The 15,275-nt window shown below is 76.6% G+C and carries 15 protein-coding genes; 3 read left to right on the top strand and 12 right to left on the bottom strand.

Annotation, left to right across the window (positions count from 1 at the left end; translation table 11 throughout):
* Positions 1-40: 40 nt before the first annotated feature.
* Positions 41-445 (bottom strand): pilus assembly protein CpaE, encoded by a 405-nt coding sequence (locus AC0QU1_RS11515; RefSeq protein WP_483576512.1) that lies wholly within the window; start codon positions 443-445, stop codon positions 41-43.
* A 44-nt stretch (positions 446-489) separates the two neighbouring features.
* The gene (locus tag AC0QU1_RS11510; protein WP_483576511.1) at positions 490-1,566 is read right to left on the bottom strand and encodes an FUSC family protein; all 1,077 of its coding nucleotides are present in this window, start codon (positions 1,564-1,566) and stop codon (positions 490-492) included.
* Positions 1,567-1,729: 163 nt separating this feature from the next.
* Between AC0QU1_RS11510 and AC0QU1_RS11505 the strand changes: the two genes are divergently transcribed.
* Positions 1,730-2,149 carry a CBS domain-containing protein gene (locus tag AC0QU1_RS11505; RefSeq protein WP_483576510.1) on the top strand — a complete coding sequence of 140 codons (420 nt, stop codon included), beginning with the start codon at positions 1,730-1,732 and terminating at the stop codon, positions 2,147-2,149.
* Between the two features lies 1 nt (position 2,150).
* Here the strand turns inward: AC0QU1_RS11505 and AC0QU1_RS11500 are convergent, their stop codons facing one another.
* Positions 2,151-2,825, bottom strand: a complete 675-nt coding sequence (locus AC0QU1_RS11500; RefSeq protein WP_483576509.1) for a PAS and ANTAR domain-containing protein — start codon at positions 2,823-2,825, stop codon at positions 2,151-2,153.
* A 197-nt stretch (positions 2,826-3,022) separates the two neighbouring features.
* On the opposite strand from AC0QU1_RS11500, the gene AC0QU1_RS11495 reads away from it, so the two are divergent.
* Together AC0QU1_RS11495 and AC0QU1_RS11490 are read left to right on the top strand one after the other, a co-directional pair.
* The gene (locus tag AC0QU1_RS11495; protein WP_483576508.1) at positions 3,023-3,397 is read left to right on the top strand and encodes a hypothetical protein; all 375 of its coding nucleotides are present in this window, start codon (positions 3,023-3,025) and stop codon (positions 3,395-3,397) included.
* A 126-nt stretch (positions 3,398-3,523) separates the two neighbouring features.
* Positions 3,524-4,486, top strand: a complete 963-nt coding sequence (locus tag AC0QU1_RS11490) for an NAD-dependent epimerase/dehydratase family protein (protein WP_483576507.1) — start codon at positions 3,524-3,526, stop codon at positions 4,484-4,486.
* Here AC0QU1_RS11490 and AC0QU1_RS11485 read toward each other — a convergent pair.
* The 9 genes from AC0QU1_RS11485 to AC0QU1_RS11445 are packed head-to-tail and all read right to left on the bottom strand — an operon-like array spanning position 4,380 to position 15,212.
* Positions 4,380-5,435, bottom strand: coding sequence for a glycosyltransferase family 9 protein (locus tag AC0QU1_RS11485; RefSeq protein WP_483576506.1), 1,056 nt, complete (start codon positions 5,433-5,435; stop codon positions 4,380-4,382). The two genes, AC0QU1_RS11490 and AC0QU1_RS11485, sit on opposite strands and share 107 nt — an antisense overlap.
* A 55-nt stretch (positions 5,436-5,490) precedes the next feature.
* A complete protein-coding gene (locus tag AC0QU1_RS11480) occupies positions 5,491-6,234 on the bottom strand; it encodes an SDR family oxidoreductase (protein WP_483576505.1) in 744 nt (247 codons plus the stop codon).
* The gene (locus AC0QU1_RS11475) at positions 6,231-7,850 is read right to left on the bottom strand and encodes a PfkB family carbohydrate kinase (RefSeq protein ID WP_483576504.1); all 1,620 of its coding nucleotides are present in this window, start codon (positions 7,848-7,850) and stop codon (positions 6,231-6,233) included. Before AC0QU1_RS11475 ends, AC0QU1_RS11480 begins: the two co-directional genes overlap by 4 nt.
* Positions 7,847-8,503, bottom strand: a complete 657-nt coding sequence (locus AC0QU1_RS11470; RefSeq protein WP_483576503.1) for a D-sedoheptulose-7-phosphate isomerase — start codon at positions 8,501-8,503, stop codon at positions 7,847-7,849. Before AC0QU1_RS11470 ends, AC0QU1_RS11475 begins: the two co-directional genes overlap by 4 nt.
* The gene (locus AC0QU1_RS11465; RefSeq protein WP_483576502.1) at positions 8,500-9,804 is read right to left on the bottom strand and encodes a glycosyltransferase; all 1,305 of its coding nucleotides are present in this window, start codon (positions 9,802-9,804) and stop codon (positions 8,500-8,502) included. The genes AC0QU1_RS11470 and AC0QU1_RS11465 overlap by 4 nt, the downstream gene beginning before the upstream one ends.
* Complete coding sequence (locus tag AC0QU1_RS11460) at positions 9,801-10,808, bottom strand: glycosyltransferase (RefSeq protein ID WP_483576501.1); 1,008 nt, start codon at positions 10,806-10,808, stop codon at positions 9,801-9,803. The genes AC0QU1_RS11465 and AC0QU1_RS11460 overlap by 4 nt, the downstream gene beginning before the upstream one ends.
* On the bottom strand, positions 10,805-11,920 hold the full coding sequence (locus tag AC0QU1_RS11455; protein WP_483576500.1) for a glycosyltransferase family 9 protein: 1,116 nt from the start codon (positions 11,918-11,920) through the stop codon (positions 10,805-10,807). Before AC0QU1_RS11455 ends, AC0QU1_RS11460 begins: the two co-directional genes overlap by 4 nt.
* Positions 11,917-13,512 carry an HAD-IIIA family hydrolase gene (locus AC0QU1_RS11450; RefSeq protein WP_483576499.1) on the bottom strand — a complete coding sequence of 532 codons (1,596 nt, stop codon included), beginning with the start codon at positions 13,510-13,512 and terminating at the stop codon, positions 11,917-11,919. Before AC0QU1_RS11450 ends, AC0QU1_RS11455 begins: the two co-directional genes overlap by 4 nt.
* Complete coding sequence (locus tag AC0QU1_RS11445) at positions 13,509-15,212, bottom strand: carbamoyltransferase family protein (RefSeq protein ID WP_483616508.1); 1,704 nt, start codon at positions 15,210-15,212, stop codon at positions 13,509-13,511. Before AC0QU1_RS11445 ends, AC0QU1_RS11450 begins: the two co-directional genes overlap by 4 nt.
* Positions 15,213-15,275 lie beyond the last annotated feature (63 nt).

The following is a 15,275-nucleotide window of genomic DNA, read 5'->3' as shown; positions in this document are numbered from 1 at the left end:
GCGCTGCCCTGATCCGGCGCCGTCCTGCGGCGCCGGCCGGTCAGCGGCTGAGCTCGATCAGCGCGAGCAGCGCCCGGCCGTAGGCCTCGGCGGGCTCCGGGTCGGCGAAGACCCGGGTCCGGCCGAGGAGCTCTACCTCGACCTCGTAGGCGCCGTCGGACCGGCGCAGCGCGTGGAAGCTCGACCGCAGGAGGGCGCGGAGCTGGTCCTCGCGCGGCAGCCAGAGGGCGTCCTCGATCGCCACCGAGTCGAGCGCCCACTCGGTGGTGCCGTTGAAGCCGAGGATCGTGCCGGTCGGGTACTCGTGCGCCTCGATTGTCATCGTGCTCACCGTGAAGACGTCGCCGGCGAGCTCGGGCGCCCGGACCCGGAACTGGTCGCCGTCCACCGGCTTCCAGACCAGGCCCGCGTCACGCAGCTCCTCGGCGAGTTCGGTAGAGATCATCGGACCATTGTCGACCACGCGCACCGCGGCGTCAGGCCCCGCCGTCAGGAGGCGCCGTCCGGTCCGCCGTCGAGCGCGGCCCGCGCGTGCCAGAACGTGACCACCAGCGCGCCGGCCACGAAGTGGTCCTCGCCCGGCGAGCGCCAGGCGGTCCGGATCCCGTCGCTCAGGGCGTCGACCGCCTCGTCCAGCGCGGCCGGCACGTCGTGATCCAGGCCGTCCGCCGTCACGGTGTGCAGCGCCTCCGCGTACGCCCGCAGCGCCACGACGAGCCGCGGCCGGAGGGCCGGCCCGAAGGCCTGGTCGGCACGGTCGTGACGTTCCCACTCGGCCAGGAGCCGCACGATGTCGTCCACCACGTCGGCGTTCCGGCTCAGCACGTCCCCGAGCCGCACCTGGGCGGTCACCCGGTCGCCGTACCGGCGCACGCGCCGGTTGGCCCGCGTGGCCTCGCGGGTCCGGGCGAAGGTGTCCCTGGCGTAGTCGATGGTCGGGCGCAGGGCACGACGGCGCCGCTCCCACTCGCCCGCGGCGAGCGGCCCGCGCTGGTCGAGCCGGTCGGCCAGCGTGCCGATCTGCTCGACCAGCGCCACCCGCAGCCGGCCCATGGCGACGTCGGACGGCACCAGCCGCAGCGCCGGCGCGAGCAGGTTGATGGCCACGCCGATGGAGGCGCCGAGCAGCACCAGGCCGGCGAACGCCCCGACGTACTCGAGCTGGTCCGCACTGCCCAGGATGAGCACGAACAGGGCGGACGTGACCACCCAGGCGCCCATCTCGCCGAACACGCTCCAGCCGGCGCACAGCAGGGCCACGCCCACGACCAGCGCGACCGCGAGCGCGCCCGGCGCGGGGACCAGGCCGATGGCCCAGGCGATGGCGGCGCCGAACAGCACCGCCCCGACGGCCTGCGCGGACTCCCGGATCGACCGGACCGTCGTGCTCGACGTCGCGATGACGGCGCCCAGCGGCGCGAAGTACGCGTACTCGCTCAGCGGCGGCGGGGTGAGCCCTGCGGCGAGCCAGGCCAGCGCCGCGGCGAGGGCGCCCTTCACCGCCAGCGACCAGCTCGGGTGGCGCTGCCAGACCCGCAGGGCCGCCGCCGCACGTTCGGTCGTCATGGTCGCCTCCTGGAGTCGCGTCGGCCCGCACCATGCCGGCGCTCCCGGGCGCGCGGACGACGGGCGGACGACGACGCGCGGCATGCGAGCGACGGGGCGCCGGGGCATGGTGGAAAAAGCGGTGAAGCAGCCCGCCGCCCACCCTACCGAGGGAGAGTGCGACATGGCCGTCCAGACCGTCGCAGACGTCATGACCCCGGCACCGACCACGATCAGCATGTCCGAGACGCTGCAGTCCGCCGCGCAGACCATGGCCACGCAGGACGTGGGCGCACTGGTCGTCCGCGCCGGGCCGACGCTCGTCGGCATCGTCACCGACCGGGACCTCGTGGTGCGCGGCCTCGCCGAAGGGCTCGGCGGGGACGCCCTCGTCGGGGAGATCGCGAGCGAGCAGGTGGTGACCGTCGGGCTCACCGACCCGGTCGAGACGGCGGTCAGCGTGATGCGTCAGGCCGCCGTCCGGCGCGTCCCCGTGATGGACGGCGACGTCGTCGTCGGCATCGTCTCGATCGGCGACCTGGCCGTCGAGCGGGACCCGTCGTCCGCGCTCGCGGACATCTCCGAGGCGCCGCCCAACCGCTGAGCTATTCGCTCGCCGGGTCGGCCAGGAACTGGTCGATCGCCTCGCGGGTCGGGAAGACGATGACGTCCGGCCCCGAGAACAGGTGCACCAGCGTCTGGGCGATGTCCCGCACGGCGATGTTCGCCGCGTTGGACGACTCGCGCAGCCGCTCGAACGCCTCCTCCTCGTCGATGCCGTACACCACCATCAGCACGCCCTTGGCCTGCTCGATCACGGCGCGCCGCTCCGCGGAGGCCCGGATCGACGCCGTCGCGTCGCGGGCCGCCGCGTCCCGGTGCGACTCGGTGACGTCGATGAAGTAGCCGAACAGCTCGGTGACCCGGCCCGTGCCGGGGTCGCGCCGGCCCTGGCCGGTGACGGCGAGCGTGCGGGTCTTGCCCGCCGCGTCGATGATGCGGTGCACGGAGCTGAACGCCTGCCCGTTCTCCGCGGCCCGCCGCAGGACGCCGTCGACGCGCGCCCGGTCGTCCGGGTGCTTGTGCGAGAGCATCAGCGGGGTGGTCGGCACGATCTCGCCCGGCTTGAAGCCGTGCATCACGTAGACCTCGTCCGACCAGGCCCACTCGCCCGTCGCGAGGTCGAACCGGAACCGGCCGACGGGTGGCCGGTCACCACCGTCGAGCACGGCCTCGACCCTGCTGAGCGAAGCCCCGTCAGGTATCTGTGCAGAGTCCACGGAACCCCTTCCAGGGCCGGTCGCTGGGTGGTGGTCAGAAGACTACGACATTCCCGCGCCGACGGAACCAACGACTTCGGCGAAGCCGCCCGCAAGGATCTGGTTTGCGGCACCCACCCGAATAGTCCGATTCGGTGTAGGCTGAATCCGGAGTCATGAAGCGGCTCCCGGTCCGCTGCTGGATCTGGGAGGTTCCTGTGTCATCCATCGAGCAGCCCGCAGGCCCCGCGCCGCACGGCGCCGGAGGCCCGGCACGGGCGGAAGAGTCCGGCGAGGCCGTCGACCTGGTGTGGGTCCACGACGACGACGCGGGAGCGCCGGAGACCGTTGACTACGCCCTGCACGGCGAGGCGATGGTCGAACGCGCCAAGAGCGTGGTCGCCGTGGCGCGCAGGGTCGACGACGGCGAGGCGGCCCAGATCCTGCTCGACGCCGCCAGCAGCGCCGACGTGCCCGTACAGCTCGCGGCCGGCCAGATCATGACCGAGCTGGAGGCCGTCGGGGACCGCGAGACCATCACGCACGAGGTGCTGCTCGGCGTGCTCCAGGCCGTCCGGCCCGTGGGCCAGTAGCTCTCGTGCGAGTGAGGCGCCGCCGGGGCACGGTGGTGGGGTGCGGTCAAGACCAGGCTGCTGGACCTCGGCGAGAGGACTACCGATGAACAGCCGCTGCCGGACCGCACCCGCCGGGCACCTGCCATGAGGGCCGTCGTCACCGGAGGGGCCGGGTTCGTCGGGAGCAGGCTCTGCCGGGCGCTCGTGGACTCGGGCGCCGAGGTCGTCTGCCTGGACAACCTCCTGACGGGCACCACCGACAACCTCGGCGAGCTGCGCGCGCACCCCGCGCTGCGGTTCGAGCGGTGCGACGTCGCCAAGGGCCTCACCGCCGGACCCGTCCGGGCGGCCCTGCGCCCCCACGTCGACGTCGTGCTGCACCTCGCCTCGCCCGCTTCCCCCGTGGACTACCTGGAGCACCCGCTCGAGACGCTCGACGCGGGGTCGCGCGGCACGCGCGCCGCGCTCGACCTCGCCCACGCGCACGGCGCACGCTTCGTGCTCGCGTCGACGTCGGAGGTGTACGGCGACCCGCAGGTGCACCCACAGACCGAGGAGTACTGGGGCAACGTGAGCAGCGTCGGCCCGCGGAGCGTGTACGACGAGTCCAAGCGGTTCGCCGAGGCGCTCACCGCCGGGTACCGCCGCACGCTCGGGACCCGCACGGGGATCGTGCGCATCTTCAACACCTACGGCCCCCGCATGCGGGAGCACGACGGGCGCGTGGTGCCCACGTTCATCCGCCAGGCGCTCGCGGGCGAGCCCCTGACCGTCGCGGGCGACGGCTCCCAGACCCGGTCGCTCTGCTACGTCGACGACCTGGTCGAGGGCCTGCTCGCGTTCGCGCGGAGCGGCCACCCCGGCCCGATGAACCTCGGCAACCCGCACGAGCTGTCGGTCCGGCAGATCGCCGACGACGTGGTCCGGGCGACCGGGTCACGCTCGCCGGTGGACCACGTCGAGCGGCCGGTGGACGACCCCGGCATGCGGTGCCCGGACATCACCCTGGCCCGGACGGAGCTGGGCTGGGAGCCGCGAGTCGCGTGGGCCGACGGCCTGGACCGGACGGTGTCGTGGTTCCGGGCGCGCTCGGCAGGCGCAGCGTGAGCAGGCGCTCGCACGCCCCGACCACCTCCTGCACCGACACCGCGGCGAGCGCCGGGTCCAGCCGGCCGGCGTTCGCGTCGCGCGGTGCGGCGCCCGCCTCCTCGTGCCAGACGACGGCGTGCCGGCCGGGGTCGATCGCGGGCCCCCAGAGCGCCGGCGGGGTCGGCCCGAACAGCGTGACCGACGGCGTGCCGTAGGCGGTGGCCAGGTGCGCGATGCCCGTGTCCGTGCTGGCCACGAGCCCCGCGGTCGAGACGAGCTCGGCGAGCGCGGGCAGCCCGAGCTGACCGGAGGTGTCGCGCACGGTCCTGCTGGTGCGGGCGTCCTGCCGGACCCGGGCGCAGAGCCCGCGCTCGGCCGGTGAGCCGGTCAGCGTGACGTCGCGGCCCTCGTCGGCGAGCGCCGCGACGACCTCCGCCCAACGCGCGGCGGACCAGCGCCGGGCGGGTGCGGCGGCCCCGGGGTGGACCACGACGTGCCCGGCCCGGCCGCCCGGCGGGTCGGGCGGGCCGAGCCGGAGGTCGTCCGGCTCGCAGGGCCCGCCCACGCTCCGCACCAGCCGGCACCAGCGCAGCACCTCGTGCTCGTCGTCGTCCCAGGCGAGGCCGGGGTGGCCGGCGTCGGCGCTGCCGAAGGCGACCAGGGCGTCGGGCCGGGTGCCCAGCAGGACCCGGTGGCTCTCGGGCCCGCGGCCGTGCAGGTTCACCGCGAGGCAGCCGGGGGCGTCGTCGGCGCCGCCCGGCCCGGCCCACGGCCACGGGAGCTGCGCCAGGCCCTGGGTCGGCAGCGTGTCGTCCACCACCCCGAGGTCGGTGAGCCACCGGCCGAGGGGTTCTGGAGCCGCGAGCACGACCCGGTGCCCGGGCCAGGCGCGCCGCACCCCGCGGAGCGCGGCCACGCCGGTGAGGGTGTCGCCGAGGCCCAGGGCGCGCAGTACGAGGACGGTCATGGCCGGCTCCCGCGGGCCGGCCCGATGCGGGCCGGCCCGGTCGGGGCCGGTCCGGTCACGGCCATGACGCCTCGCCCGACGCCATCACAAGCATCTCGCGGATCTCGCTGCCCGGCGGCTGCATGAGGGCGGTGACGACGGCGCCCGCCGTCGCGGCCGGGTCGTTGAGATCGGCGTCCGGGCCCGGCTTGTACTGGTCGGTGCGGCCGTCGAAGAACGGTGTCCGCATGCCGCCGGGGATCAGGCACGTGACGCCGACGCGGCCCGCGTACTCGGCCGCGAGCGCCTGGCTGAACCCGCGGATGCCCCACTTGGACGCGCAGTAGGCCGTCGCGTCGGCCGCGCCGCGCAGGGCGAGGGTCGAGGCGACGGTGACCACGGTGCCGTGCCGCTCCTCCAGGTACGGCAGGGCGGCCCGGATCACCGACACGGTGCCGAACAGGTTGACGCGCACCACGCGCTCCCAGTGCTCCGGGTCGATGTCGAGCAGGGGGCCGCAGGCGTCGATCCCCGCGGCGGTCACCACGGCGTCCGGCGGCCCCACCCGCTCCACGAGCGAGTCGACGGCGGCCTGCGCGGCGCCCGGTTCGCCGAGGTCGGCGGTGGCGAACGGCACGTCGGCCGCCGGTTCGGCGACGTCGAGGACCGCGGGGGTTCCGCCGGCGGCGGTCAGCGCGTCGACGAGGGCGGCGCCGAGCCCGGACGCGCCGCCCGTGACGAAGACGGTGCCGACGGACCGGGGGGTGCGGGCTGTCCTGGCGGGGGCGGACGCGGTGGTGGGGGTGGTGGTTGCGGTCATGACGACCTCCTCATGGTCGGTGGGACGGAGGCGGGTAGCGGGCCGGAGGCGCGGACCTGGGCGACCAGCGCGGTGGTCGAGCGCCCCGGCAGCAGGTAGGGCAGGGTCACGACGCGGCCCCCGGCGGAGCGCACGGCCGCCGCCTCGGGCAGGTCCGACGGCGTGTAGCCGCCGCCCTTGACCCACAGGTCGGGCCGGAGGGCCGTGATGGCGCCGGACGGTTCGTCGTCGTCCAGCACGACGGCCGCGTCGACCGAGCTGAGGCCCTCCAGGACCCGGATCCGGTCGGCGAGCGGCACGACCGGTCGTTCGGGGCCCTTGAGGCGGCGCACCGACCGGTCGGAGTTGACGAGCACCACGAGGTGGTCGCCGAGCCGCCGGGCGGCGTCGAGCATCGCGACGTGGCCGGCGTGCAGCAGGTCGAAGCAGCCGCCGGTCGCGACGACCGTGCCTCCGGCGGCGCGGAGGCGGGCGCCGAGCTCTTCGAGGGACTCGGGCTCTTCGAGGGACTCGGGCTCGTCGAAGGACTTGGGCTCGTCGAAGGACGAGCGGCCGGACGGCGGGCCGGCCTCGCGCGCCCGGCGGAACCCGTCCGCGCCCCCGGCGGCCACCCACGCGGTCGCGGCGACCACGGCCTCCCGGACGGCGGTTGCCGCCTCGTCGCCGCGGGCCAGCCGGTCCACCACCGTCGCGGCGAACCGGTCGCCGGCACCGCACGGGTCCGGCGAGTGGGCGGGCCGGGTCGGCACGTGCCGGACGTTGCCCGGCCCGTCATCCCCCGCGCTGGGCCTGTCGCCGCCGTCTGGCCGGGTCGCGACGAACGCGCCCTGCTCCCCCACCGTGACGCTCACGGCCCGGGCGCGCCACGCCCGGCGGAGCGTCTCGGCCACGGCGGGGACCTCGGCGTCACCGCCAGGTGGTGTGGCCAGCTCCCCCGCTGCCCGCCGCGCCTCGGCCGCATTGGGCGTGACCAGCGCCGCCCCCGGCACGGGTTCACCGCCCCTGGGGTGGGGGTCCCAGACGAGCGGCACGCGCGCGGCCGCCTCGGCGAGCACCTCGCGCAGGAGCGGTTCGCGGGTCACCCCGCCGCCGTAGTCCGCGACGAGCACCGCGTCACACTCTGCCAGGGCGGCGCGCACGCGTTCGGCGACCTGGGGTGTGACGCCGGCCGGCGCGCCCGGTCCGCCGTCGTCCACCCGGAGCATGCCCTGGCCGGAGCTGCGCACGCGGGTCTTGCGGCGCGTCGGGCCCTCGTGGCCGAGCGGGACGAGCGTGACGCCCGCGAGCTGGCGGCGCAGCTCGGCGCCGTCGGCGTCGTCCGCGAGGGGCGCGACCAGCACGACGTCGGCGCGCTGGGCGCACAGCAGGGCCGCGAGGCCCGCACCGCCCGGGCTCTGCCGCACGCCCGTCACGTCGACCACGGGCACGGGGGCGTCCGGGGCGAGGCGGGTGGTGGTGCCGTCGACGTCCCGGTCGAGCAGGACGTCGCCGACCACGGCGAGCCGTGGCCGCGTGGGCCCTGTGTCGGGCACGGCGTCGAACCCGGCGTCCGGCACGGAAGTGAGCGACGGCCGCGGGCCGCCGCCGGGGACCTGGGCGGGCGCGGTACCGGTCATGCCCGCACCCGTGCCGAGGCCGCCGCGGCCGCGGTGCGCTGGGCGACCCGGGCGTCGAGCGCCGCGCACAGCGCGTGCACCACCACCAGATGCACCTCCTGCACCGCCGACCCGGACGCCGACGGGACGGCCAGCACGTCGTCGCACAGGGCGGCCAGCGGGTTGGGCGCCTGCCCGGTCAGCGCCCACGTGGTGAGGCCGAGCTCGCGGGCCCGGCGGGCCGCGACGAGCACGTTGGCGCTCGACCCGGACGTCGACAGGCCCAGCAGCACGTCGCCCGGCCGGCCGTGCGCCGCGACCTGGCGGGCGAACATCTCGTCCTGGCCGTAGTCGTTGACGATGGCGCTCAGGCTGGACGTCTCGGCGTGCAGCGCGATCGCCGCGAGCGGCACGCGCTCGGACTCGAACCGGCCCACCAGCTCCGCCGTCAGGTGCTGGGCCTCTGCGGCGCTGCCGCCGTTGCCCGCCACGAGCAGGCGGTGCCCGGACAGCATCCGGTCGGCCAGGTCCCGGCCCCAGGCCTCGACCCGGCCGAGGGACGCCGTGAGGTAGTCCAGGCCGACCGTGAGGTCCGCGCGGTGGTCGCGGAGCCAGCGCCGGGCGACATACGTGTCGGGCTTCAGGGCGGTGGGGTGTACGGCTGAGGAGCTCATCGGGTACCTCCTGCGGCGAGCAGCGGGGCGCCCGCTGCGACCGCACGTGTTCCGTGCGGGTGGCGGACGGGTGGGAAGACGGCGACCTGGGCGTAGGCGTCGAAGGTCTGCCGGGCCACGGCGGCCCAGCCGTACTGCCGCTCGGCCCGGATCCGGGCGGCGGCGCCGAGGCGGAGCCGCGTCGTGCGGTCCGTCAGCCGGGCCAGCGCGTCCGCGACCGCGTCGGGATCGCGCGGCGGGACGAGCAGCCCGGTGCGGTCGTGCACCACGGTGTCGAGCATGCCGCCCACGGCGGAGGCGACCACGGCGCGCCCGCAGGCGGCGGCCTCCAGCGGCACGATCCCGAACGGCTCGTACCAGGGCGTGCAGGCCACGACGTCGACGCTGCGCAGGAGCCGCGGGACGTCGTCGTGGGACACGGAGCCCAGGAAGCGCACCCGGTCGGCGACGCCGGCCCGTTCGGCCAGGCCGCGCAGGCGCCGCACCTCCGGGTCGTCCGCCAGCCGGTCCGCCGGCGGTCCGCCGGCGACCAGCAGCTCCACCCGCGTGTGCCCCCGCTCGGCGAGCAGGGCGAGCGCCTCGACCACCGTGGCGACGCCCTTGCGCTCCACGAGCCGGCCCAGGGACAGCACCCGCAGGGGCGCGCTGTCGCGCCGCCGGTGGGAACCGGCCGGGCCCGGGGTGAACACCCCGAGGTCCACGCCGCTGGGCACCACCCGGATCCGGTCGGCGGTCGCGCCGAGCCGGCGCAGCTCGCGGACCTCGTCCTGGCACGTGGCGACCATCAGGTCCACCTCGCGGCACAGGGTCTGCTCCAGCCGGACGCGCGCGGCAGGGCTGGTGTCGGCGGCGCCCTGGTGCCTGCGCTTGACCGAGCCGAGGGCGTGGAAGGTCTGGACCACCGGCACCTCCGGCGTGTCCTCGCGGGCGGACCAGCGGGTGGCGCGCAGCGCGGCGAGGCCGGACATCCAGAAGTGGGCGTGCAGCACGTCGGGACGCTGCCCCGGGTCGGCGAAGCGCGCCGCGAGGTGGTCGCCGAACGGCTCCATCCAGGGCAGCAGCTCGTCCTTCGGGATCGGCTCGGGCGGGCCGGCGTCCACGTGGATGACGTCGACGCCGTCGGCGAGGGGCACCCGTTCGGGGAGCGCCGGGTCGTCGCGCCGCGTGTAGACGTCCACCTCGTGCCCGTCGGCGGCCAGGCGCTGCGCGAGCGCGGCCACGTGGACGTTCTGCCCGCCGGCGTCCGCCTCGCCCAGAACGGCGAGCGGGCTGGCGTGCTCGGAGATCATGCCGATCTTCATGGGGACACCTCCTGTGTCAGCAACGTGGTCCAGCGGTCGAGAAACAGGTCGAGGGGGTAGTGGGCCAGCACGTGCTCGCGCGCCGCCTTGCCGTACGCGGCCGCCTCCGCCGGGTCGTGCAGCCACCGCCGGGCGGTCGCGGCCAGCCGGTCCGGGTCCGCGCTGAGCACGCCGGCCTCCGGCGGCACGGCGGCGTACGCGGCGGTGACGGGCAGGGCCAGCACCGGCAGGCCGAGGGCCATGGCCTCCAGCAGCGCCAGCCCGAGGCTGGTCCACCGGTACGGGTGCAGGTAGGCGCGGGCGCCGGCCAGCCGGCGGTGCAGTTCCGCCTGCGGCAGGTCGGACAGGCGCCCCGCGGCCGCTGCCGCCGTCGGGCCGAGCGGGCGCAGGTGCTCGGCGAGCAAGCCCGTGTCCATCCCGTAGACCTCCATGGGGACCTGGCTCGCCACGCGCAGCAGCACGTCGGTGCCGGCGGCCCGCCACCGGCGGACCGGCTGGTTGACCACGGCGGCGACCCGCTCGCGCTCGCCCGTGCGGCGGTGGCCCGGGTCGGGCACGCCGTGCTCGATCACCACGGTCCGCGCCCGGCCGGTGTCCCACATGAGGGCGTTGAACCGGGTCACGTGCACGATGGGGATGCGCCCGGCGGCCACGACGTCGACGTCGGCCAGCGGGTGCCGAGTGGCCGCGGCGGGCCCGCCCGGGGCGTCGTGCTCCAGGTACACGGCCGGCAGGTCGTACCCGGCCAGCCGGCCGGTCCACTCGCGCAGGAGCCGCGCCTCGTACGGCCGCTGGAGCAGCACCACGTCCACTCCCCCGGCGCCGAGTGTGTGCCGCAGCTCGTCCGGTCCCAGCTCGCGCACCGTGCCCGGCCAGTCCCAGGTGCGGGCGCGGCCCCGCCCGTCGGCCGGGCGGCCGGGCAGCACTGGCACCAGGTACTCGTGCCCGCCCTGGACGAACGCGGTGGTCCACGACCCGTGGACGTGCCACAGCAGGATCCTCATCGGGACCACCCCTCGGCGCCGCCCCACCCGGCCGAGGCGGTGGCCCGTGGCGGCAGGTAGGTGAGGCGCGCGACGGCCTCCGCCACCTGGTCCGGCGTCACCGACGCGAGGCACGGGTGGCCCGGCACGGGGCACTGGCGGGCCCGCGTGCCGCGGCACGCGGCGCCCTGGTCGCCGAGCACGAGCCGGGGCACGCCGTAGGGCACCCACCGGTCGGCCGGCACCACCGGCGCGAACAGGCTGACCACCGGCGTCCCGACGGCTGCGGCCAGGTGGGCAGGGCCCGTGTTGCCCACCACCGCGCACGCGGCGCTCTCCAGCACCGCGGCCAGCTCGGCCAGGGTGGTCCGCCCGCCCAGGTCGACGGCGTGGCCGCCCGCCACGTGCGCCGTGAGCTCGCGCTCGGCGGCCGAGCCGGTCACCAGCACGTACCAGCCGTCACCCACCAGGCGTTCGGTCATGGCGCGGGCGTCGTCGGGCAGGGGCGCCCGGGCAGGCACGGAGGCCCCGGGGTGGACGACGACGGTGCGCCGGCCCAGCGCGCCGTCGACCCCCAGCTCCTGCGCGACGGGCGCGGGCAGGGGCGGCAGCGGACGGCGGACCGCGAGCAGCCCGTCGTCGCCCAGCGGGAGCCGGGCGCCGGCCTGCTCGGCGAGGTCGAGGCCCGCCTCCACCTCGTGCAGCCCCGGCGGACGGCGGTGCCGGACGTCGAGCAGCGACCCGGGGTAGTCCTCGCTGATGCCGACCACCCTGCGCACGCCGGCCAGCCGGGCCAGCAGCGCCATCGGCAGCGGCGACTGGTGGAACGACGTGAAGATGACCGCGAGCTGGTAGCGCCGGGCGATCAGGCCCGCCACGAGGTCCAGCACCGCCTCCTGCGAGACCGGCGGCGGCTGCGTCCCCGACCACGGCGCGTCGAACAACAGCGTCTCGGTCACGCCGGGCAGCAGGTCGGCCGCCTGCGCACCGGAGCCCGAGACCAGGAGGTCCACCTGGTCGTAGGTGGCGGCCAGCGCGCGCACGGCCGGACCGGTCAGCAGCACGTCCCCGTCGCTGTCCAGCCGGACCGCCAGCACCCGGGTCGGGCCGTTCGTCTTCGCAGGCGTCGTCATACGAGAGTCACCACCTCGTCGAGCGTGTCGGCCACCACCGGGGCCGCCGACACCTCCTCGCTCCTGGTCACGCCGGTCGGCACCAGCACGCTCCGGGCGCCGGACGCGACGGCGGCGCCGACGTCCGCCCCGATGTCGCCCACCACCGCGCACTGCGCTGGCGGCACGCCGAGCTCGGCGGCGGCCCGCAGCACGAGCCCCGGCTCGGGCTTGCGGCACGTGCAGCCGTCCTCGGGCCGGTGGGGGCAGCGCTGCCAGGTGTCGAACGGCCCCAGCTCCCGGCGCACCCGCTCGTCGACGGCGTCCACCTGCGCCGTGGTCAGCAGCCCGCGGCCGATCCCCGACTGGTTCGACACGACGCCGACCAGCACGCCGTCCGCCCGCAGCCCGTCCAGCACGCGGCGCGCACCGGGCAGCGGCACGACGGCGTCCGGGTCGCCGTTGTAGGGCACGTCCTGGATCAGCGTGCCGTCCCGGTCGAACAGGACGGCGCGGACCGCCGGCGGCCAGGCCGGCGCGCCCCGGCGCCACCGCCAGGCGCCCGCGGCCCGGTGCGCCACGGCGGCGAACGGGATCAGCACGCTGGTCACGACCATCCGGCGCAGCTCGGCGCCGTAGCCCGCGTCGCCCGGCCGCGGCCCGGGCGCCAGTCGCTTACCGGCGAACGCGGCGGTCAGCCCGGCCCAGGCCGCACCGGCGACGGCGGCGGTCGCGCGGGCGAGTCCCGGGGACCGCACGGCGACCGCGCGCGCCGCCCGCGGGGACTGCACGCCGCGCAGGACCGCCGCCGCGCCGCTGCCCACGGCCGCCAGGCCCGCCGCCACCGTCGCGACGTGCCACGGCAGACGGCCCGGTCCCGCCTGCGTGCGCTCGCGCCAGCCGGGGCCGTGCAGAGCCCGCAGCAGCGCGTCGTCGGCGTTGCCGGCCTGGGCGCGCACGCTCGCCAGGTCCCCGGCCGGACGGACGGGGTGCTCGACGGTGCGCCTGCCGCGTTGGAGCGCCCAGCCCGCCACGCGCAGGCGCAGGGCCAGGTCGGCGTCCTCCCGGTAGGCCCGGGCGAAGCGCTCGTCGAAACCGTGCACCGCCGCCAGGGCGGTGCGGCGGTAGGCCAGGTCGGCCGTCGCCCACGCGGCCCGCTCCAGCCCCGCGGTGTTGCGTTCGAGGTCGGTCGGCCGCCGGTCCGCCGGCAGCGGCACCACGATCCGGCCCTGCACGCCGGCCGCGTCGGGACCGGCGGCGACCAGGTCCCGCGCCAGGTCGGCCGCCCACGACGGCGGCACCACCACGTCGTCGTCCAGGAACGCCACCCACTCCGTCCCGACGCTGCGCCAGCCCGCGTTGCGGGCCGCGGCGGGGCCGCGCCCGCCCGTGCGCAGCACGCGCACTCCCCCGGTCGGACCGGGCCCCAGGTCGAGGGGCGGGTTGGGGCCGCCCACGGGGAACGGGCGGTCGTCGACGATCACCACCTCGCGCGGCTCGGGGGCCTCGGCGCCCCTGGCGCCCGCGGCGGTCGCCGCGCGGAGGGATGCGAGCAGCGCGCGCAGTTGCGGACGGCCGATGGTCGGCACGACGACGGAGTAGGACGGGGTCATGCGGGCTCTCCCAGCGTGTGCGGGGGCGTCGGTTCCGCGGACGCGAAGAGGTCCGCCCGCCGGACCAGGTGCGGCCCCAGCACCAGCACGTCGATCGGCGCCGAGCCGAAGATCTCCAGCGCATCACGCGGGCTGTCCACCATGGGCCGGCCCGCGGTGTTGAGGCTCGTGTTCACCACGACCGGCAGCCCGGTGCGGGCGCGGAACGCGCGGAGCATCGCCTGGAGCCGCGGCTGCGAGTCGTCCACCGTCTGGATGCGGGCCGTACCGTCCACGTGCACGGTCGCGGGGATCCGGTCGCGCCACCCCGCGGCGACGTCGTGCACGAAGAGCATGTACGGGCTCGGGACCGGGCCGCCCGAGAAGATCTCGGGGGCGTCCTCCAGGAGCACCATCGGCGCCACCGGCCGGAACGACTCCCGGCCCTTGACCGCGTTGAGCCGGTCGGTGTTGGCCCGCTGCCCCGGGTGCGCCAGGAGGGACCGCTGCCCCAGGGCGCGCGGCCCGAACTCGGAGCGGCCGTCGAACCAGGCGACCATGCCGTCGTCGGCCAGCACGCCGGCCACCTGCTCCGGCAGGTCGTCCGGGGTCGTGAACGGCACGCGCGCCGCGTGCAGCACCCGGGCCAGCTCGGCGTCGGACCAGGACCGGCCGAGCGCCGCCGACGTCATGGGCTCGACCGGCACGCCCGCCTCCGCCGTGAGCTGGAGGGCCGCGCCGAGGGCGGTGCCGGCGTCGCCGGCTGCGGGCTGCACCCACACGTGCTCGAAGGGCGTCTCGCGCCACAGCCGCGAGTTGGCCACGCAGTTCAGCGCGGTGCCGCCGGCCAGGGCCAGCGCGTCGTCGCCGGTCCGCTCGTGCAGCGCCGTCGCCAGCTCGACCAGCAGCTCCTCCAGGCACGCCTGGAGGGACGCGGCCAGGTCGGCCTGGTCGCGCGCCGGCCCGCCCGCACTGGTCCGTTCCTCGATAGCCCCCGGCGCCGACGGCGGCGCCCACCGCGACCAGTCCGGCGCCTCGGCCGCGAACCCGCCGTCCGGCGTGGTGCGCAGCAGCCCGCGCAGCTCCGGCAGGAACCGCGGCCGGCCGTAGGACGCGAGCGCCATCACCTTGTACTCGTCGCTCGACCGCAGGAACCCGAGGTGCTCGGTCAGGGACTCGTAGACCAGGCCGAGGGAGTGCGGGAGCTCCTGGCTCGCGAGCAGCTCGAGCCGCCCGCCCTCGTACCGGCCCGCGAGGAACGAGGACCGCTCGCCGCGCCCGTCGAGCGACATCACGCTGCACGTGCCGAACGGCGCCGCGAGCGCGGCGGAGGCGGCGTGCGCCACCTCGTGCGGCACGTAGCGCACGACGGCGGGGTTCAGCCCGGGCAGCGCGGTGGCGATGAACTGCGGTGCCCGCTCGGCGTACCGCAGCCGCAGCCAGTCCCACGGGTCGGGCAGGCCCATCTCGTCGGACGGCTTGGCCAGGGCCGGGTCGAACGAGTAGGCCACGGCGTCCAGGTCCTGCGGCGTCAGCCCGCCGACGTCGAGGCACCACCGCATCGCCTGCTCCGGCAGCTCCCAGGCCGCGAAGGGCACGGGACGCTTGCCGTGCTTGCGCCGGGTGAACCGTTCCTCCTCGGCCGCTGCGAGGATCTGACCGTCCACCACCAGCGCGGCCGACGGGTCATGGAAGAGGGCGTTCACACCGAGAACTCGCACAGTGACCTCCACGGAGGGTCGTCACCGGGCTTCTTCCGGCTCTTCTACGTTCGAGGAGCGGAG

The sequence above is a fragment of the Promicromonospora noduliphila genome (assembly GCF_056951025.1).
Note: the sequence above shows the minus strand (reverse complement) of the source record. Positions and strands in the feature narration are given on the sequence as shown.